Source organism: Helicobacter rappini (genome assembly GCF_900198625.1).
Taxonomy (GTDB): domain Bacteria; phylum Campylobacterota; class Campylobacteria; order Campylobacterales; family Helicobacteraceae; genus Helicobacter_A; species Helicobacter_A rappini.
Genome location: NZ_FZPK01000015.1, coordinates 21090 through 47668 on the forward strand (window position 1 = coordinate 21090; position 26579 = coordinate 47668).

The window sequence follows — 26579 nt, forward strand, 5'->3', positions numbered from 1 at the left end:
AAAAATTCGCAAATATTTTTGAGTTTTCATGCAGAATAACAAACATCAGTTTTAATCGTAATGTTTATATAACAGAATCTCTGCTTGCAAAATAAACAAATCAAGGTGGCATTATGAATATTTTTACAAGGTTATTTAAGGTTAGCACAACAGGAACAAAAATCAAGATTCTAGCGTTTGCAATATTTGCAAATATAGCTTTTGCTAATGAGAGTTTGCAAAAGTTGTTTAATGAATACAATGTAGGCAAAGACAAGCAAGAGTATATCAACAAAGAATGCAATAAGGAAGTCCTTAAAGATAATTTCAAGGATTTAAGTAAGATAGAGCAAATCTATAAATTTGAAGTAGCACGGATTGATTGTGAAGTGAATAACTTAGGCGAAGTGCTAGGCTCAACACAAGGCATTTTAGCTTCACTTAATTATGGCTATGATGAGTATGACAAGCTTTTAAACAAATACTACAAACTCTACCGCGCTGAAGTAAAAAAGCAAAACAAAACCACACCAACAGGGGCTTTCTCCCACGAGCCGAGTATCCAAAAAGGGCAAGATACACTGCTAGAAGAACAAAGAGCGTGGCTCAAGCTCCGCGATAGCTATGAAGCATACACAAAGGCACACCACGCACATATTTATGACATAAATGGCGGTGGCACGATATATAGCATTGAAGCAAGTAATGCTCGGTTAGGACTCTTAAAAATGCGTGTAAATGAGCTATTTTCACGCTATTTGATGATGATAACAGATGGTGGCGTAGAATTTGATAGTATATTTGGGTGTAATGTAGGTGGAGATATATAGGCTCAAGTTATAGCTAAATCCTGCAAGATTCTATGTTTGGCAAAGTCTCTCTTTTAGCAAACTTTTAGCAAAATAGGGTGCATTAATCCTTGCATTATTAGAATCACACCTTGCTCAAATCACTCAAAATATAAGAATCTAGCCTTTCATTTTACTTTCCAAAGTTTTAGAATCTATCCCCACTTCATAAAACTCTTAGAATCTTAGCCAAACTAAAACTTCTTCATATTTGCATCTTGTAAAATATCTTGTGCGATATGCTCTACACCTAGGCTAATCTCTTGCGTTTTGTGTGCGGTTTGCGTGTTATGATTTGTTATCTCTTCTAGCTCAACAATGCTTTCATTGATATGCTCAATACCCTCCATTTGCACCTTAATCGACTCGCCCATATCATTGATACTTTGCACAAGCAAATTCACACTTGCCCCTATCTCGCCAAGACTCTTTTGTGTGCGTTCAGCCAAGTTTCTCACTTCATCAGCTACAACTGCAAAGCCTCTGCCGTGCTCCCCTGCCCGTGCTGCTTCAATCGCTGCATTTAATGCTAAAAGGTTAGTTTGATCAGCAATCTCTGCGATAAACCCTAGAATCTTTTTAATATCATCGCCTTGCTGCACCACTTCTTGCGCCTTACTATCAACACCCTGCATAGATTCTGTAATCTCTCTTACCGCATTTGCCGTCTCTTCTAGCGACTTGCTTTGCTTCTGTGTGCTTTCACTCATCGCCATTACAGAATCTTCTAGCTCTTTTGCCTTAAGATTTAGCGATTTTGCAAAATCAAGGCTTGTAAAAAGCATTTTGCGTATCTCTTCGCCCAAATGCCCCACACCTTCATTCATCGCTTGAAGTTCGCCTTGTAAGTTCTGTGTTGTCCCATTTTCTTGCTTTTGGAAGTCATTTTCAGCGTAGCGATTTAAAATCTCAAGCACACGCGAGACATTCTCATCAAGGGAAGTTAGCATTTCATTAAATAGCACGCCAAGTTGCGTTAGCTGCGGATTATTCGCATTTGTCTGTATCTGCAAATGCAAATGCCCCTGCTTGATATTCTCAACCGCTTGGAAAAATTCCTGCAAACTCTTTGTATCCTTTAAGAGATTATGCTGGATTGTCTCTACATTTTCATTGATCGCTTCTGCCATTTCTTGAAACTCATCGCCACTGCGGAGTTTCAAAGGATTCACACTTTTTTGCTTGTGATTTAAAAAGTCAAAAAACTCTAGCAAACTCTTTTTAATGCGTCTAATGGGCTTTAGCAAATACGCCAAAATCACATACAACGCCACCACAAGAATAAGGGCAAAAATGCCTAGCATAATGAAAATAGGTTTGTTGTTTTGACTTAGCTTATCGGCTATGCGAGATTCTGGGATAATGGAGCATAGTAGCCATTGCGTTTGAGATTCTACCTTGCAAGTTGCGATATTAGAATCTAGTTTAAAAGTCGGTGTGTCCGCGCTAAAGCTACTTTTTATCGCTTGAGCCAACTCATCACTTTGCAAAATCTTATTCTCATCATTATGGCTAACATAATTGCCATTTTTGTCTATGATGATAATCTCTTGTTCGCTTGTATTCTCATCTTGTGCGTGGATATAGGCATTGAGCGATTTTAGGGCAATATCGCTACTAGCCACACCGATGAATTTGCCATTTTCAATCAGCGGAGAGGCAAAGCCAAAAACGGGGATTTTATAAGAAGCCTGAATCCACGGCTCACTTAGCACTTCATCTTTGAGTGAATTTTTAGGGATTTGATACCAGCTTCGTGTGCGGGGGTCATAGCCATCTTGTGGGTATTGATGTTTGCCATTACCCCGTAGCATTCTCCCGCTAGATTCTATGCCGATATAAGTGAGATTAAAATCCCCTGATTCTTGGATAAGGCGGAGATTTTGTGTCATTTGGGATTCATTTAAGCCACTTGCAAGGGCTTCTTTTGCGAGTTTATTAATAAGGCGTTTTTTCTCATCAATATAGACATCTATGAGATTTTCTAATTGCGTTACTTGCTTTTCTTGTGTCTCATACTCAATGAGTGTAATGGTCTTTTGTGCGTTAAAATACACAAACCACGCCAAAATGCTAAAACTCACAAGCACCATTAAAGTCGTGCTGATAGATACCTTTGCGTTGATTCCTAGTTTTGTCATTGAGTAGCCTTTTATATTGTGATAAACAAGTAAGCGTAAATATCATACACAAAAAAACAAAAAGTTGTCTTTTTTATAGCATAAAAGCATTGTAAATATGTATTTTGTGTATTTTATGCACTATACATTGTATATTGCAATGCAGGTTTATTATGCCATTTTATTGTTTGATAAGGAAAGCTTGCGTTGATAATCTAACAAAAACAACAACGCAATAATTAAGTAAGGATAAATACCATGACAATATGGCGAAAAGTGAAGTTAGACAATAAATTAGAATCTATACATATAACGCGCAACAAATGAGAAAGTCTCTTTTGAATAATATTCATTTTTATCGCCATCACTATAAAGATATGTGCCAGTATGTGCCTCTATAAATGGAATCTTACCAAGCAATTCTATCACATGCTCATTTTGAGTCCAACGCACACCAATATTTAATGCCATATCAAATGCTAGTGAGTTTTGATTACTAGAGCTACCCCACCAATACCATGAGTTTAGCCAATACACACCACCCACTTGCAAACCAGCTATAACGCCTAGATTCCCATCAGCAACATTTGTAATGTTATATATCACATCAGCACCAACGCCAAATTGCATAACATAGAAATTAGCCCCACTAAAGAGTGCATAACCACGCACACCTAAACTATTACTAAACCAATATTCATAACCACCAAGCACACCATACGCTGCAGTTGTATAGCTATATCTATAAGTGTTCCTGTTATTTGTCCAATGATACTCATTTTTCTGTTGCAAAAGCGAAGTCCCAGCCTGCAAACCAACAAAACCACCACTTTTTTCCTCTTTTAATCCATCGGCATAAGCCATACTAGAAATAAGTGCCAATGATAAAACACTTGTCTTTATACTCTTTTTAAATCTCATGATTTCTCCTTAAAATTTGTAATGAAGTTGGCATTCTACAAAAAAAAAAAAACAAATCAAGGGTAAATGGAATATTGTGTGGATATATGAAATTCCAAGTGTTATAAAATCTAAAATACTCATACAGGGATAAACTGACAATAGTTTGAATATTTAAATCTAGAAAGAAATGTTTATTGTCGGCTTATTCCAGTCGTGCCATATCGCACAAAATGTGGGGCTTAAAACTGCAGTTAATTAAGTGTGGGATTATGTTGGATTGCCACATAATTGCCCAAAGCCCATGGTTTTAGAGACTCTTTTTAGCCTGTGGTAAAAATGCAAAAGATTCTAAAATATATTTTATAGGTTAATAACTCTTGACATAAGAGCCACTAGAAGCTTTATATTTTTTTACTTTGCCATTAGCAAGTCTTATAGCAATGCTACCACCGCCCACATTTACACCTACAGCATCTCTATCGGGGTATGTCCTTTTATAAGATCCACTTATACTATACTGCTTGACTACATTTTTCTCTACACATGCCACCCACTCATCATCACAATCACATGCAATTACATTTGAACCGACCGATCTTTTATAAGATCCACTATCATATATTTTCGCTTTGCCTTGATCGATTTTTACGATATATGCCATTTCCAACTCCCTATTCGCTACTAATCATTATAGAATGGAATCTAGCCAAGTTTATATTCCGTCTCTAAGTATTTTGTATAGATTCTAGAATCTTCAAAATCTTTATTATCCATCATCTTTATATGGAATGGAATAGTCGTTTTAATCCCTGCGATTTTAAACTCTTTTAGGGCGCGTTTCATGCGTTTTATAGCTTCTTGTCTTGTCGCACCCCACACAATGAGTTTGCCAATCATAGAATCATAAAACATAGGCACGACATAGCCACCATAAGCATGTGTATCAAGCCTTACATTCGCACCACCCGGGGCAATCCACTCTGTGATTTTACCCGGACATGGATAAAACTTTTCTGGATCTTCTGCTGTGATTCTGCACTCTATGCTATGCCCTTTAAATGTAATAGAATCTTGACTAGGAAGTTTCTCACCCTCTGCTATGCGTATCATCCACTCTACTAGATCAAGCCCGCTTACCATCTCACTCACGGTGTGTTCGACTTGCAAACGCGTATTCATCTCCATAAAGTAAAAATCTTTATTATTAGAATCGAGTAGAAATTCAAAAGTCCCTGCACCTACATATTTAATATGCTTGGCGGCTTTAATGGCGGTATCAAGCAAATTCTTCCTTACCTCATCACTTAAGACAACTGCTGGAGTCTCTTCAATCAATTTTTGCTGTCGTCTCTGCATAGAGCAATCTCTCTCGCCAATATGCACGACATTACCATGCTTATCAGCTAGAATCTGCACTTCAATATGCTTTGGCTTATTAATAAACTTTTCCATATAAATTGTGCCATCACCAAAGGCGCTTAATGCCTCACTCTCAGCAGCTAAATATAGATTCTTTAAAAGCCCTTTATCAGGCACGACACGCATACCCCTGCCACCACCACCTGCTGCGGCTTTGAGTATGACAGGATAGCCGATTTTATCCGCTACCTCTAAGGCTTCTTTATAGCTTTTTAATGCCCCATCACTCCCTACAATCACAGGCACACCTGCTTCTTTCATGCAGTCTTTTGCCTTTGATTTATCACTCATTATCATCATTACTTCTTTGCTAGGACCGATAAACTCAATATTATGATGTTCGCAAATCTCAACAAAGTTTTGATTCTCACTCAAAAAGCCATATCCGGGAAATATCGCATCTGCTTCAAATAAATCCGCTGCACTCATAATAGCCGGAATATTGAGATAGCTTTCACTGCTTTTTTCCCCACCAATACACACTTTCGCATCGGCTACTTCAAGATAATGTGTATCTTTATCAGCGATAGAGTGTATCGCAATAGCTTGTTTTCCCATCTCTTGAATCGTGCGTATAGCACGCAGGGCAATCTCACCACGATTTGCGATAAGAATGCGTTGCAATTTCTTTTTTATAACGCCGCTATTTTCATTTGTGTCTTGCTGCTTACTCTCTGTTGTCTTTGCATTACCCATAAGATACCCCTAGATTCTCTCAACCATAACAAGCTTTGTGCCATACTCAACAGGCTGTGCGTCATTTACCTCTATCTCTACGATCTTGCAGTCAAACTCTGCTTCAATCTCATTCATAATCTTCATTGCCTCAACAATGCCTATTGTCTGTCCCTTTTTAATCGTATCACCCACACTTACATAGGGTGCTGCACCCGGACTTGGTGAGCGATAAAATGTGCCTACCATAGGAGAAGTGATAAAATCAGCATTATTTGCATTTGCAGGTTTTGGACTAGATTCTATGGTTTGTGTTGCAGGTATAGTTTCTGTCTTTTGTATAGGTGCAGCTTGTGCTACTTGCTGGATAACTTTGTCTGCTTTTAGCTTTTTGCCTTCTTTATTGAGTTTTAGCAAGAAGTTCTCTTGCTCTAAGCGAAGTGAAGCAAGATCTGAATCATTAAAGAGCTGGATGAGTTCCTTTATCTCGGATAATTTCATATGAAATCCTTCAAACATAAAATAATAATCGTTTATGATAACATAAACTTGTAAAGTTTTTGAGAATCTCTATATTTTAATGCTTACTCTCACTAAAAGCTACCCTTACCCCCTCTCCAATAAATACAAGCAAAGATAGCACAATAGACATAACAAGAAATCCAGCTATACCTAAATGTGGTGCTTGTATATTATTTTTACCTTGATTAAGTAGCTCCCCTAAACTTGCACTCCCAAGTGGCATGCCAAAGCCTAAAAAATCAAGCGTAGCAAGTGTCGTAATACTCCCAATGGTAATAAAAGGCAAATAAGTAATAGTCGCAATTAAAGCATTAGGCAGAATATGCACAAACATAATATGTAAATCACTAAAGCCCAAAACCTTTGAAGCCTTAACATAATCCTGTGTCCTTGCCCTTAAAAACTCTGCACGCACCACACCCACAATACTAGTCCAGCTAAAAAGTAGCACAATCCCTAAAATAATCCAAAATGTCGGCAGTATAAAGCTTGATACAATAATAATCACAAAGAGTGTAGGCATACCACTCCAAATCTCTAAAGCCCTCTGCCCAAATAAATCAATAAGCCCACCATAATAGCCCTGCATACCACCGATAATAACGCCAATACACACGCTACACACACTCAAAATTATCCCAAAAAGTAGCGAAGTGCGTAAGCCATATAATAATCTTGCACAAACATCTCTGCCTTGATCATCAGTCCCTAAAATATGCTCTCTGCTTGGTGGTGTAGGCGGTATGCCTTTTAGATCCCAGTCGATACTATCAGCAGCATACTCTATTAAGGGATAAAGTATAAAATCATTTGCAAAAAGATTCCTAACATATGGGTCTTTATAATCTGGTGTCGTATAAAAATCCCCGCCAAATTCAACTTCACTATAATCTATAAAAATAGGAAAATAAAACGAATTATTTTTATAAATAAGTAAAGGTTTATCATTTGCTAAAAATGGTGCGAATAAACTCATAATAAAGATAAAAATAAAACAAAAAAGTGAGAATCTAGCCATTTTATGTGCGTAAAATAAACGCCAACGCATAAAAAGTAATGATGGTGTTTTGCTGTATTGCATGATATGCCTTTTGTGATGAATAATGTAGAAGTATATTATATAAATAGGTGCAAATAAAGATTTCAAATGAAGAAAAAGAATTTTTATGCTAAATAAAATATATAAAGACTTTAAAATCTTATTCACATAGCGAAGATATAAAAGTTTTAAAAGCGACTAAATATATACACAAATCTAGCTTGTTGTATATCAGATTCAAGAAATTTATATCAAAAAAGTAATATTACATTTTGTAGATTATTGTTTGCTCTAACATAGAATCTAAAAGATTTGTTGGATGTTATCTTATTATTTAGCTTCCATATACACAAAACAATAAGAAATAGATTTTAGAGACATGATTTATAGAATCTTACAAGCCTAAAAAATAAAAACTAAATTAGCAAAAAGTATAATTGCCTATAACCACATAGACTTATGAACTTACAAAAGGCCAGATAATTTACTCAATAACGACTACTTATTGCAGAATCCAGCAAGGAAGCAATCACCCTACTGAAAATCTAAAAGACTAACAATAAAGCAAAAAAAAGAATTATGCCTCAAGCATTTCCTTTACTTTTTCTAAAATATGTGCGCCTATTGGGATAGCAGAGGTTGCAGCAGGGCTTGGGGCATTACATACATGCACAGACCTTGGTGTATTTACAAAAAGAAAATCTTCAATCAATTCGCCCGAGTTACTCACAGCTTGCGCACGCACACCAGCAGGATATGGGCTTAGATCTTCTTTTGTGAGTTTTGGGCAGTATTTTTGCACGAGTTTGAGATAGCCACCTTTGCAGAATGAATTTTTCATTTCAACAAGCCCGGTTTTTAGATTCTTATATATCACTTTTCTAATGCCAGAATGCGTTATCATCTCTGCAATATCATCGATAGAAATATCAGTTTTTGTGTATCCCTCGCGTTTAAAAGCAAGCACAGCGTTAGGACCAACCGTTACGCTCCCATCAATCATTCGTGTCAAATGCACCCCAAGAAAAGGCACACTAGGATCAGGGATAGGATAGATGAGATGCTTTACGATTTGATTATGCTGACTTTGCAAGCGATAATATTCACCACGGAAAGGGCAAATAACAAAATCCGGTGTAATACCTAGCATTTTCACAAGTTTATCCGACATAAGCCCAGAGCAAGTAACAAGATAGCGACTCTCATATTGTCCTTTTGTGGTTTGGACTATCATGCCTTGCGAGTGTTCTACCAAGCCTACCACCTCTGTGCTATAAAAAATACTTCCACCTTTTTCTTGAAAGCGTTTTGCCATAGCTTGTGTTACTTCCACATAGCTTACAATGCCACTTGATGGGAAGAAAATGCCGCCAAGCCCAGTGATATTTGGCTCTCTCTCTTGCAACTCTTTAGAATCTAGCCATGTGCGTTCTAGTCCGTTTGCCTCTGTGCGCTCCCACAATGCCTTCATACGCTCCATTTCAAGCGGTGTTGTTGCTACCAATAATTTACCGCAAATGTCGTATTTAATCCCATTTTCATCGCAAAAAGCCTTTGTTGCCTTATTTCCCTCAAAGCAAAACTTTGCTTTCAAACTCCCGGGTGTATAATACACACCCGCATGGATAACGCCACTATTATGCCCAGTTTGATGCTGCCCGGCAGTTGCCTCTTTCTCCAATAATGCGACCTTCATGCCCGGATATGCGTCCATAAGCTGCATAGCGACAGACATACCGATAATACCACCACCAACAATAACAAAATCATATATCATATTTTTCCCTTTACAACGCATGTGTAATACACATTTTGCTGACTTAGAATCTATAAGTTTAAGATTCTGCATTATAGCTTAAAATTGTATGTTAAAGACTGAAATCCCAAATTACTCACTACAATAAAACCATTAAAAAAGAATCTTTAGCTTAAAGACCACTATAAATGGATTTACAGAATCTCATCTCTTGCCATGTTAAAACTTGGCTACAATATCTATCTTGGATTTTTCACCAAAATACCAAAAATGACAAGATTTTGTCAGATTTCAAAACACTAGATCTAGAGATATGCTAGACTTAAAATAAAATCATGTCCAGCACACTTTGATTCAATATTTAATGTAGATACAAATAAGTCCTGCAAACAAAATCTCTCATTGACTGATGAATTTCTTTGCTTACTTTACAAAATGCAACAATTATATAGCTGCTTTTTTTAATCCATGATAGGCTTTAAAAGGGTTTGAAGTGAATGAGAAATAGCCTCTTTGACGCATAAGCTCTCTACGCAAATTCTCATGTCTTTCAAACTTATCTCTACCATGTAGCCAGAAAAGATTATTGATAAGCAGGAATTGTCCCACTGGCACAGGGAATGATAGCTTATTCTTGCTATTTTCTAGTGAATCTCCCATATCCGCAAGCCAAGTGCCTTCTTCATAATCTTTTGGCTGTGCAAATTGATCGATAAAAAGCATAACGGGACGACCATCAGCATCGACCTCAAATACCGGGTGATAAGCATCTTCTGTTACATTTTTGCTTGGTGGTGCAGACCATTTAATAACGCGTTTTGCTAAATGATGATTGAAATATTTATCTAAATCTTCCCAATCATCAAGGTGTAAAAGTTGAGAATCTCCACCTTTCATATTTTGCTCATCAATTTTATACATTAATACATAATCTGTGGTTTGATTCACATAAGTGCCATCGTTATGCAATTCAAGTGGCTTTTGTGGTTGGCGTAAATAGCTATCTGAATTATCAGTATTAACAACAGCCCATCTAGCATAATATTTGCCTGTCATGTCATCAAAGTTTGAGCGACCTATTAAATGCACGAATGCGGTAGCAATTTTTACCATATCATCGCCTTGTGCTACATCATTAATGCCCTCTGGATTCACAAGCAATGCCCCTTGATCTCTATTGCTTAGCGTGTTTTGCAATACTTTTTGCAATTTGTTATCGCATAGTTTATTAAGAATCTCCGCCACTCTGAATCGCAAGAAAGATTTATACTCAAGTGCTTGCACTGGATATTGCTCCACTTCTTTCAAAAATTGTGCAATAACCTCTTTCGTAAAAACCATTTCCAAAAGTTTTGGTGAATATTTAGAAGGTGTTACCTTAAACTGCTTATTCTCAAAAATACTTGCCATGTCGTTCTCCTAAAATTGAAATACTTGCGATTGCAAGAGTGTTTGAGGATTTAAATCCTTGAAAGTAAGAATTGCATTTTAAACATTAATTTTAGCTTAAATTGATAATAATATACACTTTTTTATTTTGTAAAAATTATAAATTGTTACATATTTACAAGTTTTAGTATAAAATTATCATTATTAGCTAAATAATAAGAAGAAAAAATAGGACATTGCGAGATTCTATAAAATTACACAGAAAAAAGCCTATTTTACGATAAAAAGTATATAAAATACACTTTTTAGCACTTTTGTATTATGGAAAAATAGTTACAATTATAAACTAATAGAATATACAAATGTTACTTTATGTAAAAATAGAATTGCAAAAAACATAATCAATAGATATCTCTTAAAATAAAACACAATTGGTATAAATCTCTACTAAAACCTATCTCATTAAACGCATTTGAGCAATAGTTGCCATCTCATCATGCTTAAAGATTCCAAAAAGACTAAGCAATGCGGTTTGCAAGGCATACATAGATTCTATGTCTGGGGATACTTGTGAGTTTGCTTTCACGCAGACTCTTACCTCAAAGCCACAATGCCCCTGTGCTTTAGTTTCTCTTACTTGTTGCTTTTCAATGCGTATCTGCTTATTTTGAAAGTTCATTACTGCTTGATTAAATCTTAGACGCATATTAGATTCTGTGTTATCTTGTATTGGTTGGGCTTTTTGTGTCTCTTTATCTTTTTTAAGAGAAAAGCGTTTGGGCTTAAAGCTTGGGAGAAAATTTGTATAATATTGCAGTGAATCTGTAAATATAGAATCTGTTGGCTGTATCTCAATATCTATGCTTTGCAGGGCGATTTGATAGCATAGTGTAAAAATCTCGCTAGTCCTTTTTGCCGCTTCCACGCCTGAAGCGATGGCTATGTGAATATGCTTTGTATATGTAGAATCTGCCATAAAGTTTGCAAAGCTTTGCGGCGATATGATAAGCAGTCCTGCGGCATTGCTTATTTGTTCCTTGCATGGCTTACTTGCGATATTTGCTAATCCCATAGATATTGTATTCATAGCTAATCTCTTTTTATGAAATCTTCATAGCATTCTTTTATATCTAATAGGGCTTTTCTCATTACTTCTTCTTCATGTGTTAGGGCGATACGCACATATCCCATGCCGCTTTTCTCTCGTCCAAGAAACGAGCCGGGCAATATCTTATGTCCGCTTCTTTTATATAGCTCCTGTGTGAAAAGCATATCACTAGTAAAATCTTTTGGAATCTTATGCTTTGTATTTGCCACACATAGCCACAAATAAAATGTATAAGGATATACATGAGTATTTGGGAAAATCTCTTGTGCTATCTCTAGATTCTTAGCAAACTTTTTGCGTATGCTTTGTGCGTATTCATCTTCCTGCCATGCGATTATACTTGCCTTTTGCAAGGTTAGAGGCATACTGATACCAACATAGGTGCGAAACACCTTATAATCTTTTAAGATATTAGAATCTCCAGCTATAAAGCCACTTCTTAAACCCGGCGCAGAAAGCCGCTTTGAGATAGAGTTGATAACAAAGCTATTTTTAAACGAAGTATTGCCAATAGCCTTGCATGCTTCAAGTAAGCTAGGCGGGGCATTATCTTTGTAAATCTCACTATAACACTCATCATTTACTAAAATAAAGTCATATTCAAGTGCGAGTTTTGCCCACTCCATAAGCTCTTCTCTATTTAGAATCTGTCCTGTTGGATTATTTGGCGAGTTAAGGATAACCATGCTAACTTTTCTTAAATCAGATTCTAAAAGTTTGGGTTTAAAGTCATTTTGCTCATTTAGTGGCATATAAATCGCATCGGCATGATTTGCAATCTGTGCGCCTTCATAGATTTGATAGAATGGATTTGGGAAAGATAATGTTGGCTTATTTTGTTTTTTACATATATCGCTTGTGAATATAAAATGTGTAAAGTTAAAAAGCACCTCTCTTGACCCAAAAGTTGGGATTAACTCATCTTCTTTCAACGCGATATTAAATCGCTTATAAAAAAACTCTCTTTGGGCTTCTGGTAGTTTAGAATCTAGTGTGGGATAATAGCGGATAAGACTTGCATTATCACACAAAGCCTGCACGACTTTTGTGGGTGATGGAAACGCTGGCTCACCTATGCTTAAATTTAAACCGCTACTTGAATGTAGTTTGCAAGATTCAGTTTTATTGTCATTTGTATCGCAAGTTTCTAGTAATGCTCTTAATTTCTCAAATGGATATGGATTGAAAGTCAAAATTACTCCTTAATTATGAATGCAAAGTATTGCTATAATTCTAGCAAAAAATCATGTAAATTATAAGGGATAATAAAAGTGTGTGTATTGCAAAATCTTATAAAAATTTCATTTATTAATCCTTTGTGCATTTTTATATTTCATAGTTGAGTAAGAATAAATAACAGGAATCATTGTATAAACCAAACACACCTTTGAGTCAAATTTTCTGTTTTTACTTGAGTGATTTGCAAGATTCTAGTCTGCAAAATAAACAGAATCTACATAACAAATGAAAAACTTAAAATGAGATCGCATGTTGAATGCATATTCATAAATTAATAATCTTTTGCTACAATACAAGCTTTTATTATTTTTGTGTTTGGAGAATAAAATGGTAACACGGACTGAACAAGTAATTGCTAAAGCATTAGAGCAAACAGGGAATGATAGATATAAGCTTTCTGTATTAGTGTTTGCAAGAGTGAAAGAGCTTAGTGTTGGGGCACAGCCATTACTGAATTATCCAGATGATTATCTAAGAAAAATGGAGCCATGCGACATTGCCTTGCAAGAAATAGCTGATGGTAAAGTAACACTTGCAAATCACCTTTAATAGATTCTACAAAGTATTGAGCCATTAACAATAATAAGCCTTAAGGTTGCTACATGGATTTTTTTGATAATTTAGCACAAATTGAGACAATAGAAGATGCACTAAAGCAATTAGAATCCTTGCAAACAATTACACCAAAAATTGTAAAAGCCATAGAGGACGCACAAAGGTTTCATGAGGGGCAATTGCGTAAAAGTGGCATACCCTATGTTGTGCATCCTATATGTGTGGCTTGTATTGTAGCACATTATGGTGGCGATGAAGCAATGGTTTGTGCTGCGTTGCTTCATGATATTGTGGAAGATACATTGTGTGAGATTGACTATATCCATGAGAGTTATGGCGAAGAAGTCGGAGCGTTAGTAGATGCTTTGACAAAGATTGTTGAGATACGCAATGAAGAGCTTACTTCGGATACAAGCAATGAAAAGCTTGTAGCACAAGCCTTATCTTTCCGTAAAATGCTTATAGCAAGCATACAAGATGCAAGGGTGCTTGTCATAAAGATTAGTGATAGAATGCATAATATGCTAACGCTTGATGCCCTAAGCACAGCGAAACAGATAAGAATCGCAGAAGAAACGCTTGTCGTTTATGCCCCTATCGCTCATAGACTTGGCATGTCTTCATTAAAAAATGAACTAGAAGATAAAAGCTTTTATTATATCTATTCTGACTCTTATAATAAGATACAAGAAGAAAAGAATGCGAAAAGACAGAATCTTGAGTTGCGTCTAAATGATTTCACACAAAAGATTTCTAAGCTTTTATTAAACAATGGCTTTCTGCGGGATAGCTTTGAGATTCAGAGTCGAATTAAACGCAATTATTCCATACATTTAAAAATGCAAAGAAAGGGCATTAGTATGGACGAAATGCTAGATTTACTTGCAGTGCGTATCATTGTAAAAAATCAGATAGATTGTTACCGCGCTTTAGGTATCGTGCATATTAATCTAAATCCTATACCTTCAAGGCTTAAAGACTACATTGCATTGCCAAAAGAGAATGGCTATCAAACAATACATACCACGGTGTTTGATGATGGAGCGGTTTATGAAGTCCAGATTCGCACCTATGATATGCACAAAAGTGCCGAAATGGGTATGGCAGCACACTGGAAATATAAAAGTGGCAGTGTATCGCCAAATCTTAATTGGCTAAAAGATATGAAAGAGAGTAGCAGTGTAAGCAAAAGTGCCGAAGAGTTTTATGAAGTAACAAAAAATGATCTTTACAGAGAAGATATTGTCGTTTTTGGTCCAGATGGAAAGACTTTTAGTTTGCCTGTTGGCTCTGTGGTGCTTGACTATGCGTATGCGGTGCATAGTGATGTAGGAGATATGGCTGAAAAAGCATTTGTGAATAATCAAAGGGTATCTTTACTGCAAAAATTAAAGAGTGGTGATATTGTAAAAATCGAAAAGGGTGAAGTCGCACAAACGCGTTGCACTTGGATAGATTCTGTGAAAACTTCAAAAGCAAAGATTCACATGCGGACAATGTGTCATAATAAAATAAAAGAAATTGATAAAAAAGTAGCTATAAATATTTTAACCACCATTTTTGATAAAGAACATAAGTTTTTTGATGAGTTTATAAGAAATCATAACTTAGAAGATCGCATAGGGCAAGCTGCAACAGATTTAACCTTTTTGCAAGAAATTACGAATGATTTTAAGCGAGAATATAAGATTGATAATAGCTTTTTTGCATTTATGCGTTTTAAGACGCTGAATCTAAAAGAGCAAAAATTTGATAATTTAATCCTACATACAAATAGAAATATTAGTGAGTTAATTTTTGATCATTGCTGTCATCCAAAATTTGGTGATTCGGTAGTTGCCATAAAGAATGGACAGAGGGCTATCGTGCATCACAAGCTTTGTGATAAAGCAAATGAGAGAATTAATCAAGGCGTAAATCAGCTATTTGTAACATGGGCAAAACATGCAAAAGTGAGCTTTAGGGTTATTGTTTCATTTGAAAATAAAAATGGGGCAATTGCAGAGTTTCTCACAACTCTAGCAAAACACAATTATAATGTAATAAAAGTAGAATATGATGGACATAAAAATAGCTTTTCACCCGTGTGTGAAGTTATCATAGAATCTGATCAAAAAGATACAAAGATAATCAAAGAAGCATTGCAGAAAAAGTATAGAATCATTAAGTTTGTAAATCTCAAAGATGCGTATCAAGAGTAGATAAAAGTGTATTGATATTTATTAAAGTGTTAAAAGATTTATAGTTTGTTTGCTGATTTTATAACTTTCTGCAAAATATTATTCCTATAAATTGTAAGATCCGCTACGACTAAAAAGCATTTAAGATTTAGGATGTGATATAAAAACCCGCTTTTAATATATCCAAAAAAATACATAAGAAAATTGCTCCTTTGTGGTTTTTAAAGTAACTTGCATAGTATGTTTAACACGCATAAAGCTTAGTGTATACTTTTTGTTAAACATCTCTTCTTTTCATATTATTTATTGCATAGCATGGACTTTTATCATAGATATTTACCCCTTTAATTTCTCTCTTAAAAGCTCATTTACCCTTGCTGGATTCATGCCTTTTGTTTGCTTCATCACTTGCCCTACAAAAAAGCCTAACATTTTTTCCTTACCTGCCCTATATTCTGCGACTTTATCTTGATTTGCTGCTAAAAGCGTGTCAATAACTTGCAGTATCGCACCATCGTCATTGATTTGCTCTAGACCTAATTCCTTAATCAGCATATCAACATCACCACCTCTTTTTTCCACTAACACATCAAGAATCTCTTTTGCACCAGAGCCGCTAATCTTTTGAGATTCAATGCGTTGCAATAATGTTGCAAATGTAGCTTCATTAATACCGCAAGTAGCAAGTGTGTTACCATTTTTTAGTCGCCCTTGCAACTCTACGCTTAACCATGTGCATACTAAACGCGGCGATATCCCCTTTTCTACCATGTATTCAAAATATCGCACCATATCAATATCCTGCACTAATACCTTTGCATCACTCTCTTTAATGCCAAGTGTTTCTATATACCGCTTGATTTTAGAATCTGGCATTTCAGGGATATTTTTAGCACGCTCTAGCAACTCATCACTAAGAAAAACAGGCAATAAATCTGGGTCATTAAAATAGCGATAGTCTGCACTCTCTTCTTTACCACGCATAGATTTTGTTACGCCTTTATCAGTATCAAATAGGCGTGTTTCTTGATAGACTTCAGTATCATAAGTGCCATTTTCAAAGGCATTTTGCTGTCTTGCTACTTCATATTCAATAGCCTTTTGGATAAATTTAAAGCTATTTAGATTCTTAATCTCAACTCTTGTATAAAATTTATTCTCACCTTTTGGACGAATAGACACATTTGCATCACAACGAAAGCTTCCCTCTTGCATATTCGCATCGCTTATACCAAGGAATTTTACAATAGAATGCAGCTTCTTTAGATAAGCTATCGCCTCATTGCTGCTACGCATATCAGGCTCACTCACAATCTCTAAAAGCGGCGTGCAAGCACGATTTAAATCAATTTTTGAATGTGTGCCCTCATGGATATTTTTACCTGCATCTTCTTCTAAATGCGCGCGCGTGATACCTATGGTTTTTATTTCCCCATCAACTTCAATATCAAGCTGCCCTTTGCCAACAATGGGAATCTCAAACTGGCTGATTTGATATGCCTTTGGTAAATCTGGATAAAAATAATTTTTACGCGCAAATACAGAATCTTGATGTATTGTAGCCCCGATTGCTGTGCCAAAAGATATAGCTTTTGCTGCCGCCTCTTCATTTAACACAGGAAGAGCCCCCGGTAATCCCAAGCACACAGGACACACATTTGTATTTGGTGATTCCCCAAAACTCGTAGGACATGAACAAAAAATCTTTGTTTTCGTATTCAACTGCACATGCACTTCTAAGCCGATAATTGTCTCAAAACTACTCATATTTTTCCTTTAATTCATAGAATCTTTATTACTCATTAATTTGCGTATTATACATGAAACCTTTATGAGTTTGAACTAAACTCACACTTAAGATTCTAGCCCACTCAAGCAAGAAACCTAGATTTCATAGCTTCTGCATATTGCCTAGCTATATGCAACCACTCTAAAACTTACGCCGTTTGGAGTCTTCCACAGAATCTAATGCCATTCTAGAAACTTCACTTGCGACTTCATTGTTTTGGATAGTGATATTTGTATTTTCTTGCGTAATGCTTTCAAGCTGTGTAACTGCAGAATTGATTTGATTTATACTTTCTACTTGCTCTTTTATAGATTCAGACATTTCATTAATACCTTGCACTAGCATATTTGTATTTGCCTCAATCTCGCCCAAACTTTTTGATGTGCGTTCCGCAAGTTTTCTTACCTCATCAGCTACGACTGCAAAGCCCCTACCATGCTCTCCAGCTCTTGCCGCTTCAATAGCGGCATTAAGTGCGAGTAGATTTGTCTGATCAGCAATATCCTTGATAATGTCAATAACATTTTTAATATCTGCACTTTGGGCTGTTACCTCACTTGTTTTGTCTTCTATATTCTGCATAGAATTTGTGATTTCTTCAATAGAAGTTGCAGTTTGTTGCAAGCTTGCAGTTTGTGTATTCATAGAATCTGCTAAAGCATTCATAGAATCTCTTAGATTTTGAGATTTGTTTTGCAAGTTCTCACCCAAGTCAAGCTGCACTTTTAGAATCTTGCTAATCTCATCACCCATGTGATTCACACCATTAAAAAGTTCCTGCATGATCCCATTTAGCTGTGTGCTATCAACGCGTTTTGTAAAATCATTATTTGTGTATGTATGTAGCACTTCTCTTACCTGTGCTATGTTGTCATAAAATGCTTGTAATAGGTCGTTGAGTATCTTTTGTAATTCAGCAAGGTTTGGACTATGCGGGGTAGATTCAATACGCAGTTTCAAGAATCCGCTACTAGCCTTTTTTGCAATACTTGCAGTTTCTTGTATCATGGCATTATCTTTTTGCAAACCAGCCTGCACCTTTTGTATATTTTGGTCTAAAACTCGAGACATTTCACCAAACTCATCTCTATTCTTAATAACAATGGGCTTAATCTCATTTGTTTCATTATTAATATATGCACAAAACGAAATAATGCCCTCACGGATTGTTTTAAGCGGTCCAACAATACCCCAAATAACAGCAAAAGATAAAAACGCAAAGACAACAACAGCACCAAGCAGCATAGCAATCATCACTGTATCAACGAATGCAAGTGAATGGGCGGTTTGAGTGGTTAGCCAATGTGAAAGTGTATTGAGCTTGTCTGAAGCCTCTTTGCGTATGGAAGAATTTCGTTGTGCATACTCGTCCATACCTTTAATACCATCACTCTGATCGGTCTTTATGCGTGTTTGCATAGTCTCTTGCAGGGCTTTAATATAGCTTTCAAGGCTACTAATTACATCATTTGACATTGAGAGACTTTCTTCTGTAAAAAATGTCGTTTGAAGCTTGCGTAAATCGCCTACAACCTCATTAAGCGTATCGATAAACTCTTTATATGCCTCTGTTGAGCGACCATTTTGATAAAAAAGCTGACCCGCATTTAAAAATTTTATTTGAATCCTAGTTAATGTCTCATTTTGATCTAGTCTTGCCAAAGCCTTATTGTTTTCATTGCTAAAAATACTATAAATTATAATAAAAATAATCGCCAAAAATAGTGGAAATAATCTTAGCCGCCATCGCACATTCATGTTGTTTAACATTGCTTAATCCTTTTGATAAAAATTTGACAAACAATCACATAAAAGATTGTATTATAGGAAAATATTCCTGAATCTAAGTTTGTATTGTTGCTAATCTTTTGTGCTTTTGTGATTTGGGATAACATACATTGATATTACCCAAATGATTTTTGCAACAATAAATATACATAAAATATTATCTAAATTATTCTAGTTAGCGATATGTTTAAACCAACACCTCAAAAAATACCCTATTTGCTTCTCCATTAAATTCTCGTATTTTAAGCATTGCTAGGCTCAATTCTATGGCATTTATCACAAAGGCAATCTCATGCAATGGAATGTATCCCATGTGATTTACTCTAAAGATTTTGTCTTTTAGCCTATCTTGTCCGCCTGCTACATTGATATTGAAACGTGATTTTAGAATCTTTATAATATCTTTTGCATGTGTAGAATCTACAACACTCATACTATTTGCTGGTGTTTTTGGATAAATGTGTAAGTCTAGGGCTTGCAAGGCTTTACGCGTGGCATTTGCTATTTTTGCACTATATTCATATATATCTGTAATTGTTAGATTCTTACTTGCAAGCATGTCAAAATATGCTTTAATGCCTATTATGATAGAAGTTGTCGCTGTGTATGCTGTGGTATTTTTACGCTGATTCTTTAGCTCTTTTGAGAGATTGAAGTAATAACCCTTTGGATTACTTTCTATAAAATCAATCGCCATTTTACTTAAACCGATAAAGGCTAATCCCGGTGGCAACATAAAAGCCTTTTGACTACCGCCAATTAGAGCGTCAATATGTGCAGTATCAATGTGTTCTACACCCATAGCCGTTATGCCATCAGCGATGACAAAAATGTCTTTATTATGCTGTTTTACTAGTTTTGCAACTTCTTTATAAGGATGTGAAAGACCACCTGCTGATTCACAAATCTGTAAGTATATACATTCAATATCTTTGTGTTGTGCTAAGGCTTCTTGTATAGATTCTACACTTACTGGCGTATCCCATTCATTTATAATTTCAACTACTTCTCTACCTAATGCCCTGCCTATGCCCCCAAAGCGTTCGCCAAACTTACCGCTATTTACACTTAGAATCTTGCGTGAAGAAAAAGTGGCAATACAAGCTTCCATAGCTCCTGTGCCGCTACTTGCAAGCATGAGTGTCTCTGGCATACCAAGCATTTTAGCTAAATGTGTTCTAGTCTCTTTAAATATAGATTCAAACTCACTTGTTCTATGATGTAGTGTAGGCTGTGCCATAGCCTGACGGATAAACTCTGGGGTAGGCGTTGGACCGGGTGTAAATAAAAGCGATTGTGTTATAATCTTTGAGATATTTGTTTCCATTTTTTCCCTTTTTGCAAAAAAATATGTGTAAGTATAGCAGAAATATGAATGCAGTTAAGTAAAATGTAGTATCCTTGCATTCAAACAAACCAAAATCATGGTTTGTAATTTTACATTATAAAGGAAACACAATGAGTATTGGAATATTTTTTGGAAGTGATAATGACACTACAACTGATGTATGCGAAAGATTGGCAAAAAAATTGGGCGGTGCAGAGATTATCAATGTAGCTGATGCTGATGCTGATGCAATCAATAAGTTTGACAAAATTATACTTGCAAGCTCAACATGGGGCGATGGTGAATTACAAAGTGATTGGGAAAGCTATGCAGAAACTCTTTCTGGAGCAAATTTTGGCGGTAAAGTCGTAGGATTACTAGCTTTAGGTGATGCTGATAGCTATGGCAGCACTTTCTGTGATGCACTCTATCATCTTAAAAATGTGGCAAAAGGTGCAAAACTTGTTGGTGCAACTTCAACTGATGGCTATGAGTTTGATGAGTCTAAAGGTGTAGAAGGCGGAAAATTTGTAGGTTTAGCTATCGATGAAGTAAATCAAGATGACAAAACTGATGAAAGACTTGATGCATGGGTAGCACAAATTAAAGGCGAGGGATTCTAGAGTCTAACTCAAGTTAAAGCTACTTTTTTAACTCTCAAGCGTTGATTTTCAGTCATGTTGTAACTATTCATGAAGTGTTACAGCGTGTTAGAATCTTAATGTGTATTGTTTCTTATTCTTACGATTTTGTAGATTATTAATAATATTTACTCAGTTTTACAATCTTGCGAATAATATTAAGATAAACTTAAGATGTAATCTCACCCTTAGTATAGATTCAGCAGCTTCTCTATATAAATGACAATAATGTTGTAGAAAATTTGCATTTAATTCCTTTTTACAACCCCCCCCCCAACTCCGCCAGTCCAGCGAATATATCCCAACTAGGGACCAAATCACATATTCCACTCTACAATGGAATATCAACCTTTGATATAAGATAAAAAGTAACTGCACCAAAGATAGCTGATAGTGGCACGGTAATAAGCCATGAAGCAACGATTCTATTGATTGCACTTCGTCTAACTAGCTCTTGCTTATAGGCTTTTTTCAGACTTTTACGCTCTTTTTTCTTCAATACGGGCAAATCGGCATTCTTCTTATCAGTTTTTGCAGCATTCTCTTTTAGCGATTGCAGCATCTCTTGCTTTTGCTTGATATTTGCGCGTTCAAATTTTGTTAAGAATCTTTGCACAGCTTCTTCATTTTTACCCTTATATGCCTCAATTATTTCTTGTTGCATAGTGTAGTAACGCTTTTTTAGATATTCACGCAAAAATCCAACGCCAAAAATCGCACCAATAGCAATGTGTGTAGAGCTTACAGGCAGTCCTAATTGTGAAGCAATAAGCACGGTGATAGCAGCAGAAAGGGCTACACAGAAAGCACGCATTTTATCAAGATCTGTAATCTCACTACCAACCGTCTTGATAAGTTTTGGTCCATAAAGGGCTAGTCCTAGCGAGATTCCAAGCCCACCAATAAGCATAATCCAGAATGGCACTTGTGCTTTACCACCAAACGCTTCCATAGTCGTCTCTCTAATTGCCTCATAGATTCCCGCTAAAGGTCCAATCGCATTTGCTACATCATTTGCACCATGTGCAAAGCTAAGAAGAGCAGCAGAAAATATCAAAGGGAGTGTAAAAAGCTCGTTAATGTCCTCTTTTGTGTTTGAAAGCGTATCAGCCTTTTTGATGATAAATGGACGAGAAACAAAGAAAATAACAATTGCAATGGCTAATCCAGCAAGTAAGGCAACACCAAAACTCAGTTTAATCATGCCAGTTTTTTGCACCAAATACACGCTAAATGACCATGACATAATGAGAATTAGTAATGGCACAACGCGTTTTGCCGCAGTCTTTTTATCGCTTTGATAGGTAATAGATCGCTTAATGATAAATAAAAATATCATGGCGATTAAGCCACCAAGACAAGGCGATACAACCCAGCTTAATGCAATCTCTCCCATAGCACCCCAGTTTGCTATGCCAAAGCCACCAGCCATAATACCAGCCCCAAGCACACCACCAACAAGTGAGTGTGTCGTAGATACAGGCGCACCAAGCGCAGTAGCCACATGCAGCCAAATCGCCCCAGAAGTAAGGGCAGCAAGCATTACATAAATAAAGGTTTTACTATCTTGCAAACTCGCGGGATTAATAATGCCAGATTTAATCGTATCAACGACATCTTTTCCAGCAATAATCGCCCCTAAAGCCTCTGCAATCGCAGCGATGATTATCGCACCAACAAGTGTGATAGCATGAGACCCAACCGCTGGACCGACATTATTTGCCACATCATTTGCACCGATATTGAGAGCCATATAGCCACCCACAACCGCAGCAAAGATAAGCACAACAGGGCTACTGACAGGATAACCAAAAGTGATAGCAATACCAGCAATAACAATAAAAAATGCAAGCACAATGCCAATCTTTATAATATCCTTTTGCCCAAATGATGTAGCATTCTCAATCTTGTTAATATTTTGAATATCCATAAAACCTTCCTTAAGACTTGAAATGGCACAAAAACCTTTTCATTATAGCTTAATATCTCACTCTTTGCTTTGCGAATTAGTGCAAATATGTCATTCATAGGTCACAAATGCATAGATTCTAGTATAAATAAACACATGCAATTACAAATCCCATAATATTATCAACATATCACACATAGCCCATAAAAGACATAATTATAAGAAATCAATTTAGAATCTTCTCTCCAATATTGTGATTATCGCATTACATTTTCACATATATATTTGTGTATTTTTGATAGAATACAAGCTTTTTAATTTTGTAATTTTTGGTAGAGAAAAAGGGAAAATATGGGACAAAATGACAATATCACAATCATAGGTGCAAAAGAAAATAATCTAAAAAATATAAATCTCTCTATCCCAAAAAATAAATTAGTCGTATTCACAGGTGTGAGTGGTAGCGGTAAAAGCACACTTGCATTTGATACCTTATATGCCGAAGGGCAAAGGCGATATATAGAATCTCTCTCAAGCTATGTGCGGCAATTCCTTGATAAAGTAGGTAAGCCAAATGTAGAAAAGATAGAGGGGCTAACCCCAGCTATTGCCATAGACCAAAAGACAACTTCAAAAAATCCACGCTCAACCGTTGGCACTATCACAGAAATATATGATTACTTGCGGCTTTTATATGCTAGAGTTGGTATGCAGCATTGCCATTTATGCGGGGAAAAGATTAGTTCTATGTCTTCAACTGATATTATTAATGAAGTTTTAAAATTGCCAAAAGATTCCAAACTCATTATTTATGCCCCCATTGTTAAAGAGAAAAAGGGAAGCTTTCAAGATAAATTAGAATCTTTACGCACAAAAGGCTATGTAAGAGCAAAGATTAATGGTGTGATGACAAGACTTGATTCTGAAATCACACTTGCAAAGACTAAAAAGCATAGCATTAGCATCGTTATGGATAGAGTGGTGCTAAATGAAGAAAATCATGCAAGAATAGCTTATGCGATAGAATCTGGACTAAAAGAATCTTATGGTGAAATTGAAGTTGAAATTTTGCAAGATTCAAAAGAGCATAATGAGATAATCCACTTTAGCGAACATTTAGCTTGTTTTCAATGTAAGGTAAGCTTTGAAGAGCTAGAGCCTGTAAGCTTTTCTTTCAATTCCCCAAAGGGTGCATGCAGGGATTGTGGTGGCTTAGGTGTGAAATACGCCCTTGATATGAATAGCATTATTACACAGCATGAGCCACTTAATAAAGGCGGGATAAAGTTTATTTTTGGATTCAATAAAAGCTATTATTACGCACTTTTTGAGGGCTTTTGTAATGCCTATGATATAAAGCCTAGTAGCACTTTTGCAGAACTCTCTAAAGATAAGCAAAACGCACTTTTATATGGCAGCACAAAAGATATTATGGTAACTTGGAAAAATAGCACGATAAAGCAGACTTGGCGTGGTGTCATGCAAATAGCCCTTGATGTGCTAAAAGATGATGCAACAGATTATATGGTAGAAAAAACTTGCAGTGGTTGTAATGGCAATAGACTAAATCCACAATCTCTAAGTGTCAAAGTCGCGGATAAAGGGATAGCAGAAGTTATTAATATGCCAATTGAGCATTGTTATCATTTCTTTGATACAAAAGAGAATTTTTCCTACCTTAGCACACAGCAAAAGCAAATCTCAGATTCTATACTTAAAGAAATACGAGAGAGATTATTCTTCCTTTATGATGTCGGCTTAGGCTATCTTACACTGCATCGTGATGCGCGTAGCATTAGTGGAGGGGAGAGTCAGCGGATACGCATTGCAAGTCAAATCGGCAGTGGGCTAACAGGCGTTATGTATGTGCTTGATGAGCCAAGCATAGGATTACATGAAAGAGATACGCTAAAGCTTATTAAAACGCTAAAATCATTGCAAGAAAAGGGTAATAGTGTCATTGTCGTAGAGCATGATAAAGAGACTATTATGCGTGCAGATTTTATAGTCGATATAGGACCGGGTGCTGGAATCTATGGTGGTGAAGTCGTATTTAGCGGTAAGGTTAAAGATTTATTAAAAAGCAAGACTTTATCCGCACAATATCTAAATGGCACAAACAAGATTGACTATAAATATAATAGAAAGCAAGAGGCATGGCTAAGTATGCGAAATGTTACTTTGCATAATCTCTGCAATGTCAGCGTAAAGATTCCATTAGCAAACTTTGTGTGTGTAACAGGCGTTAGTGGTAGTGGTAAAAGCTCACTTATTTTACAGACACTCTTACCCGCCGCACAAGAACTGCTTAATCACTCAAAACGCATTCAAGCAAATAGCGGTGTGATTATTGAGGGCTTAGAGAATCTTGACAAAGTAATCTATCTAGACCAAAGCCCAATAGGCAGAACCCCAAGAAGTAACCCAAGCACTTACACGGGCTTAATGGATGATATACGCCATCTTTTTGCCGAGACAAAAGAGGCAAAAATACGCGGTTATAGTGTCGGTCGCTTTAGCTTTAATGTCAAAGGTGGTAGATGTGAAAAATGTCAAGGTGAGGGCGAAATAAAGATAGAAATGCACTTTCTACCCGATGTGATGGTGAAATGTGATGTATGCAAAGGTGCGAAATATAATCCCCAAACATTAGAGATTACCTATAATCATAAGAATATCGCAGAAGTCCTTGCTATGAGTGTTGATGAAGCATGTAGTTTTTTTAGTAAGATTCCAAAGATTTTTAATCGTCTTAAGACTTTGCAGGCAGTGGGGCTAGGCTATATTACACTTGGGCAAAGCTCACTTACACTAAGTGGTGGGGAAGCCCAAAGGATTAAGCTAAGCAAGGAATTAAGCCGTAAAGATACAGGTAAAACGCTGTATATCCTAGATGAGCCCACAACGGGACTTCACTTTGCTGATGTGGATAAACTCACAGGTGTGCTGCATCATCTTGTAAGTCTTGGAAATTCTGTCGTCGTGATTGAGCATAATTTAGATGTGATTAAAAACGCAGATTATATCATTGATATAGGACCAGATGGTGGCAGCGGTGGTGGGAAAATTGTAGATTGTGGTAGCGTAGCTGATATTATAAAAAATAAGGATAAAAGCGGGAGCTACACCGCACAATTTTTAGCAAATGAAGTGTTGTGATGGTTTTAGTGAGTTTAAAAAGATTAGTTATCGTTTAATATAACAAAGTGGGGGTTAAACACTCGTGTGTTTCTAGAATCTATATTTGTTAGATTAGCTATATTCGCATTCCATACGGATAAAATTAGAATCCACCTATGCTAGACGACTTAATCTATTGGGTGGGCAATGATTTTCTCAATTCATAGAATCTTCACTTAGCATTCTCTAGCTTCATAGCATGGAATTACAACT

18 protein-coding genes and 1 pseudogene are annotated in these 26579 nt (G+C 36.2%); 5 read left to right on the plus strand and 14 right to left on the minus strand.

The features are described from left to right. Positions 1 to 113 precede the first annotated feature (113 nt). On the plus strand, positions 114 to 809 hold the full coding sequence (locus C6H17_RS03890; protein ID WP_005219387.1) for a lysozyme inhibitor LprI family protein: 696 nt from the start codon (positions 114 to 116) through the stop codon (positions 807 to 809). A 212-nt stretch (positions 810 to 1021) separates the two neighbouring features. Here C6H17_RS03890 and C6H17_RS03895 read toward each other — a convergent pair whose 3' ends face one another. The 10 genes from C6H17_RS03895 to C6H17_RS03940 all read right to left on the minus strand — a co-directional run bounded on the left by C6H17_RS03895 (position 1022) and on the right by C6H17_RS03940 (position 12951). Next, complete coding sequence (locus tag C6H17_RS03895) at positions 1022 to 2968, minus strand: methyl-accepting chemotaxis protein (RefSeq protein WP_005219389.1); 1947 nt, start codon at positions 2966 to 2968, stop codon at positions 1022 to 1024. Between the two features lie 273 nt (positions 2969 to 3241). Next, complete coding sequence (locus C6H17_RS03900; protein ID WP_020995554.1) at positions 3242 to 3868, minus strand: outer membrane beta-barrel protein; 627 nt, start codon at positions 3866 to 3868, stop codon at positions 3242 to 3244. Positions 3869 to 4217: 349 nt separating this feature from the next. Beyond that, positions 4218 to 4511: an IceA2 protein gene (locus C6H17_RS03905; protein WP_005219392.1), complete on the minus strand. Its 294-nt coding sequence runs from the start codon at positions 4509 to 4511 to the stop codon at positions 4218 to 4220. A gap of 41 nt (positions 4512 to 4552) precedes the next feature. Further along, positions 4553 to 5965, minus strand: coding sequence for an acetyl-CoA carboxylase biotin carboxylase subunit (locus tag C6H17_RS03910; RefSeq protein WP_005219393.1), 1413 nt, complete (start codon positions 5963 to 5965; stop codon positions 4553 to 4555). A gap of 9 nt (positions 5966 to 5974) precedes the next feature. Beyond that, entirely contained in the window at positions 5975 to 6445 is a 471-nt protein-coding gene (accB, locus tag C6H17_RS03915) for an acetyl-CoA carboxylase biotin carboxyl carrier protein (RefSeq protein ID WP_005219394.1), read from the minus strand. A 76-nt stretch (positions 6446 to 6521) separates the two neighbouring features. Next, positions 6522 to 7547: an ABC transporter permease gene (locus C6H17_RS03920; RefSeq protein ID WP_005219396.1), complete on the minus strand. Its 1026-nt coding sequence runs from the start codon at positions 7545 to 7547 to the stop codon at positions 6522 to 6524. Between the two features lie 535 nt (positions 7548 to 8082). After that, positions 8083 to 9282 (minus strand): L-2-hydroxyglutarate oxidase, encoded by a 1200-nt coding sequence (gene lhgO, locus C6H17_RS03925; RefSeq protein WP_004084061.1) that lies wholly within the window; start codon positions 9280 to 9282, stop codon positions 8083 to 8085. A 423-nt stretch (positions 9283 to 9705) separates the two neighbouring features. Next, entirely contained in the window at positions 9706 to 10671 is a 966-nt protein-coding gene (glaH, locus tag C6H17_RS03930; RefSeq protein WP_005219400.1) for a glutarate dioxygenase GlaH, read from the minus strand. A 433-nt stretch (positions 10672 to 11104) separates the two neighbouring features. After that, entirely contained in the window at positions 11105 to 11737 is a 633-nt protein-coding gene (locus C6H17_RS03935; protein WP_005219402.1) for a cyclic pyranopterin monophosphate synthase MoaC, read from the minus strand. Between the two features lie 2 nt (positions 11738 to 11739). Next, positions 11740 to 12951, minus strand: a complete 1212-nt coding sequence (locus tag C6H17_RS03940; protein ID WP_005219404.1) for a succinyldiaminopimelate transaminase — start codon at positions 12949 to 12951, stop codon at positions 11740 to 11742. A 373-nt stretch (positions 12952 to 13324) separates the two neighbouring features. Here C6H17_RS03940 and C6H17_RS03945 point away from each other — a divergent pair, with 373 nt between their 5' ends. Together C6H17_RS03945 and C6H17_RS03950 are read left to right on the plus strand one after the other, a co-directional pair. After that, positions 13325 to 13546 (plus strand): DNA-directed RNA polymerase subunit omega, encoded by a 222-nt coding sequence (locus C6H17_RS03945; RefSeq protein WP_004084069.1) that lies wholly within the window; start codon positions 13325 to 13327, stop codon positions 13544 to 13546. Positions 13547 to 13599: 53 nt separating this feature from the next. Next, positions 13600 to 15753: a RelA/SpoT family protein gene (locus C6H17_RS03950; protein ID WP_005219407.1), complete on the plus strand. Its 2154-nt coding sequence runs from the start codon at positions 13600 to 13602 to the stop codon at positions 15751 to 15753. Between the two features lie 315 nt (positions 15754 to 16068). Here the strand turns inward: C6H17_RS03950 and gatB are convergent, their stop codons facing one another. From gatB to C6H17_RS03965, 3 genes and pseudogenes are all read right to left on the minus strand, one after another. Beyond that, entirely contained in the window at positions 16069 to 17499 is a 1431-nt protein-coding gene (gene gatB, locus C6H17_RS03955; RefSeq protein ID WP_005219410.1) for an Asp-tRNA(Asn)/Glu-tRNA(Gln) amidotransferase subunit GatB, read from the minus strand. A gap of 163 nt (positions 17500 to 17662) precedes the next feature. Next, positions 17663 to 18148 (minus strand): annotated as a pseudogene (locus tag C6H17_RS13520) (methyl-accepting chemotaxis protein); the annotation flags it as partial. A gap of 1348 nt (positions 18149 to 19496) precedes the next feature. Then, a complete protein-coding gene (locus tag C6H17_RS03965; RefSeq protein WP_005219413.1) occupies positions 19497 to 20636 on the minus strand; it encodes a pyridoxal-phosphate-dependent aminotransferase family protein in 1140 nt (379 codons plus the stop codon). A 131-nt stretch (positions 20637 to 20767) separates the two neighbouring features. On the opposite strand from C6H17_RS03965, the gene C6H17_RS03970 reads away from it, so the two are divergent. Beyond that, positions 20768 to 21259 (plus strand): flavodoxin, encoded by a 492-nt coding sequence (locus C6H17_RS03970; RefSeq protein WP_005219415.1) that lies wholly within the window; start codon positions 20768 to 20770, stop codon positions 21257 to 21259. Positions 21260 to 21608: 349 nt separating this feature from the next. Here C6H17_RS03970 and C6H17_RS03975 read toward each other — a convergent pair whose 3' ends face one another. Next, positions 21609 to 23207 carry an inorganic phosphate transporter gene (locus tag C6H17_RS03975; RefSeq protein ID WP_005219418.1) on the minus strand — a complete coding sequence of 533 codons (1599 nt, stop codon included), beginning with the start codon at positions 23205 to 23207 and terminating at the stop codon, positions 21609 to 21611. Between the two features lie 330 nt (positions 23208 to 23537). On the opposite strand from C6H17_RS03975, the gene uvrA reads away from it, so the two are divergent. Next, positions 23538 to 26345 carry an excinuclease ABC subunit UvrA gene (gene uvrA / locus C6H17_RS03980; RefSeq protein WP_005219419.1) on the plus strand — a complete coding sequence of 936 codons (2808 nt, stop codon included), beginning with the start codon at positions 23538 to 23540 and terminating at the stop codon, positions 26343 to 26345. The last annotated feature ends 234 nt before the right edge of the window (positions 26346 to 26579 follow it).

Coding starts and splice junctions, on each gene's coding strand:
- C6H17_RS03890 (WP_005219387.1), top strand. CDS start 114: ATGAATATTTTTACAAGGTTATTTAAGGTTAGCACAACAGGAACAAAA.
- C6H17_RS03895 (WP_005219389.1), bottom strand. CDS start 2,968: ATGACAAAACTAGGAATCAACGCAAAGGTATCTATCAGCACGACTTTA.
- C6H17_RS03900 (WP_020995554.1), bottom strand. CDS start 3,868: ATGAGATTTAAAAAGAGTATAAAGACAAGTGTTTTATCATTGGCACTT.
- C6H17_RS03905 (WP_005219392.1), bottom strand. CDS start 4,511: ATGGCATATATCGTAAAAATCGATCAAGGCAAAGCGAAAATATATGAT.
- C6H17_RS03910 (WP_005219393.1), bottom strand. CDS start 5,965: ATGGGTAATGCAAAGACAACAGAGAGTAAGCAGCAAGACACAAATGAA.
- accB (WP_005219394.1), bottom strand. CDS start 6,445: ATGAAATTATCCGAGATAAAGGAACTCATCCAGCTCTTTAATGATTCA.
- C6H17_RS03920 (WP_005219396.1), bottom strand. CDS start 7,547: ATGCAATACAGCAAAACACCATCATTACTTTTTATGCGTTGGCGTTTA.
- lhgO (WP_004084061.1), bottom strand. CDS start 9,282: ATGATATATGATTTTGTTATTGTTGGTGGTGGTATTATCGGTATGTCT.
- glaH (WP_005219400.1), bottom strand. CDS start 10,671: ATGGCAAGTATTTTTGAGAATAAGCAGTTTAAGGTAACACCTTCTAAA.
- C6H17_RS03935 (WP_005219402.1), bottom strand. CDS start 11,737: ATGAATACAATATCTATGGGATTAGCAAATATCGCAAGTAAGCCATGC.
- C6H17_RS03945 (WP_004084069.1), top strand. CDS start 13,325: ATGGTAACACGGACTGAACAAGTAATTGCTAAAGCATTAGAGCAAACA.
- C6H17_RS03950 (WP_005219407.1), top strand. CDS start 13,600: ATGGATTTTTTTGATAATTTAGCACAAATTGAGACAATAGAAGATGCA.
- gatB (WP_005219410.1), bottom strand. CDS start 17,499: ATGAGTAGTTTTGAGACAATTATCGGCTTAGAAGTGCATGTGCAGTTG.
- C6H17_RS03965 (WP_005219413.1), bottom strand. CDS start 20,636: ATGGAAACAAATATCTCAAAGATTATAACACAATCGCTTTTATTTACA.
- C6H17_RS03970 (WP_005219415.1), top strand. CDS start 20,768: ATGAGTATTGGAATATTTTTTGGAAGTGATAATGACACTACAACTGAT.
- C6H17_RS03975 (WP_005219418.1), bottom strand. CDS start 23,207: ATGGATATTCAAAATATTAACAAGATTGAGAATGCTACATCATTTGGG.
- uvrA (WP_005219419.1), top strand. CDS start 23,538: ATGGGACAAAATGACAATATCACAATCATAGGTGCAAAAGAAAATAAT.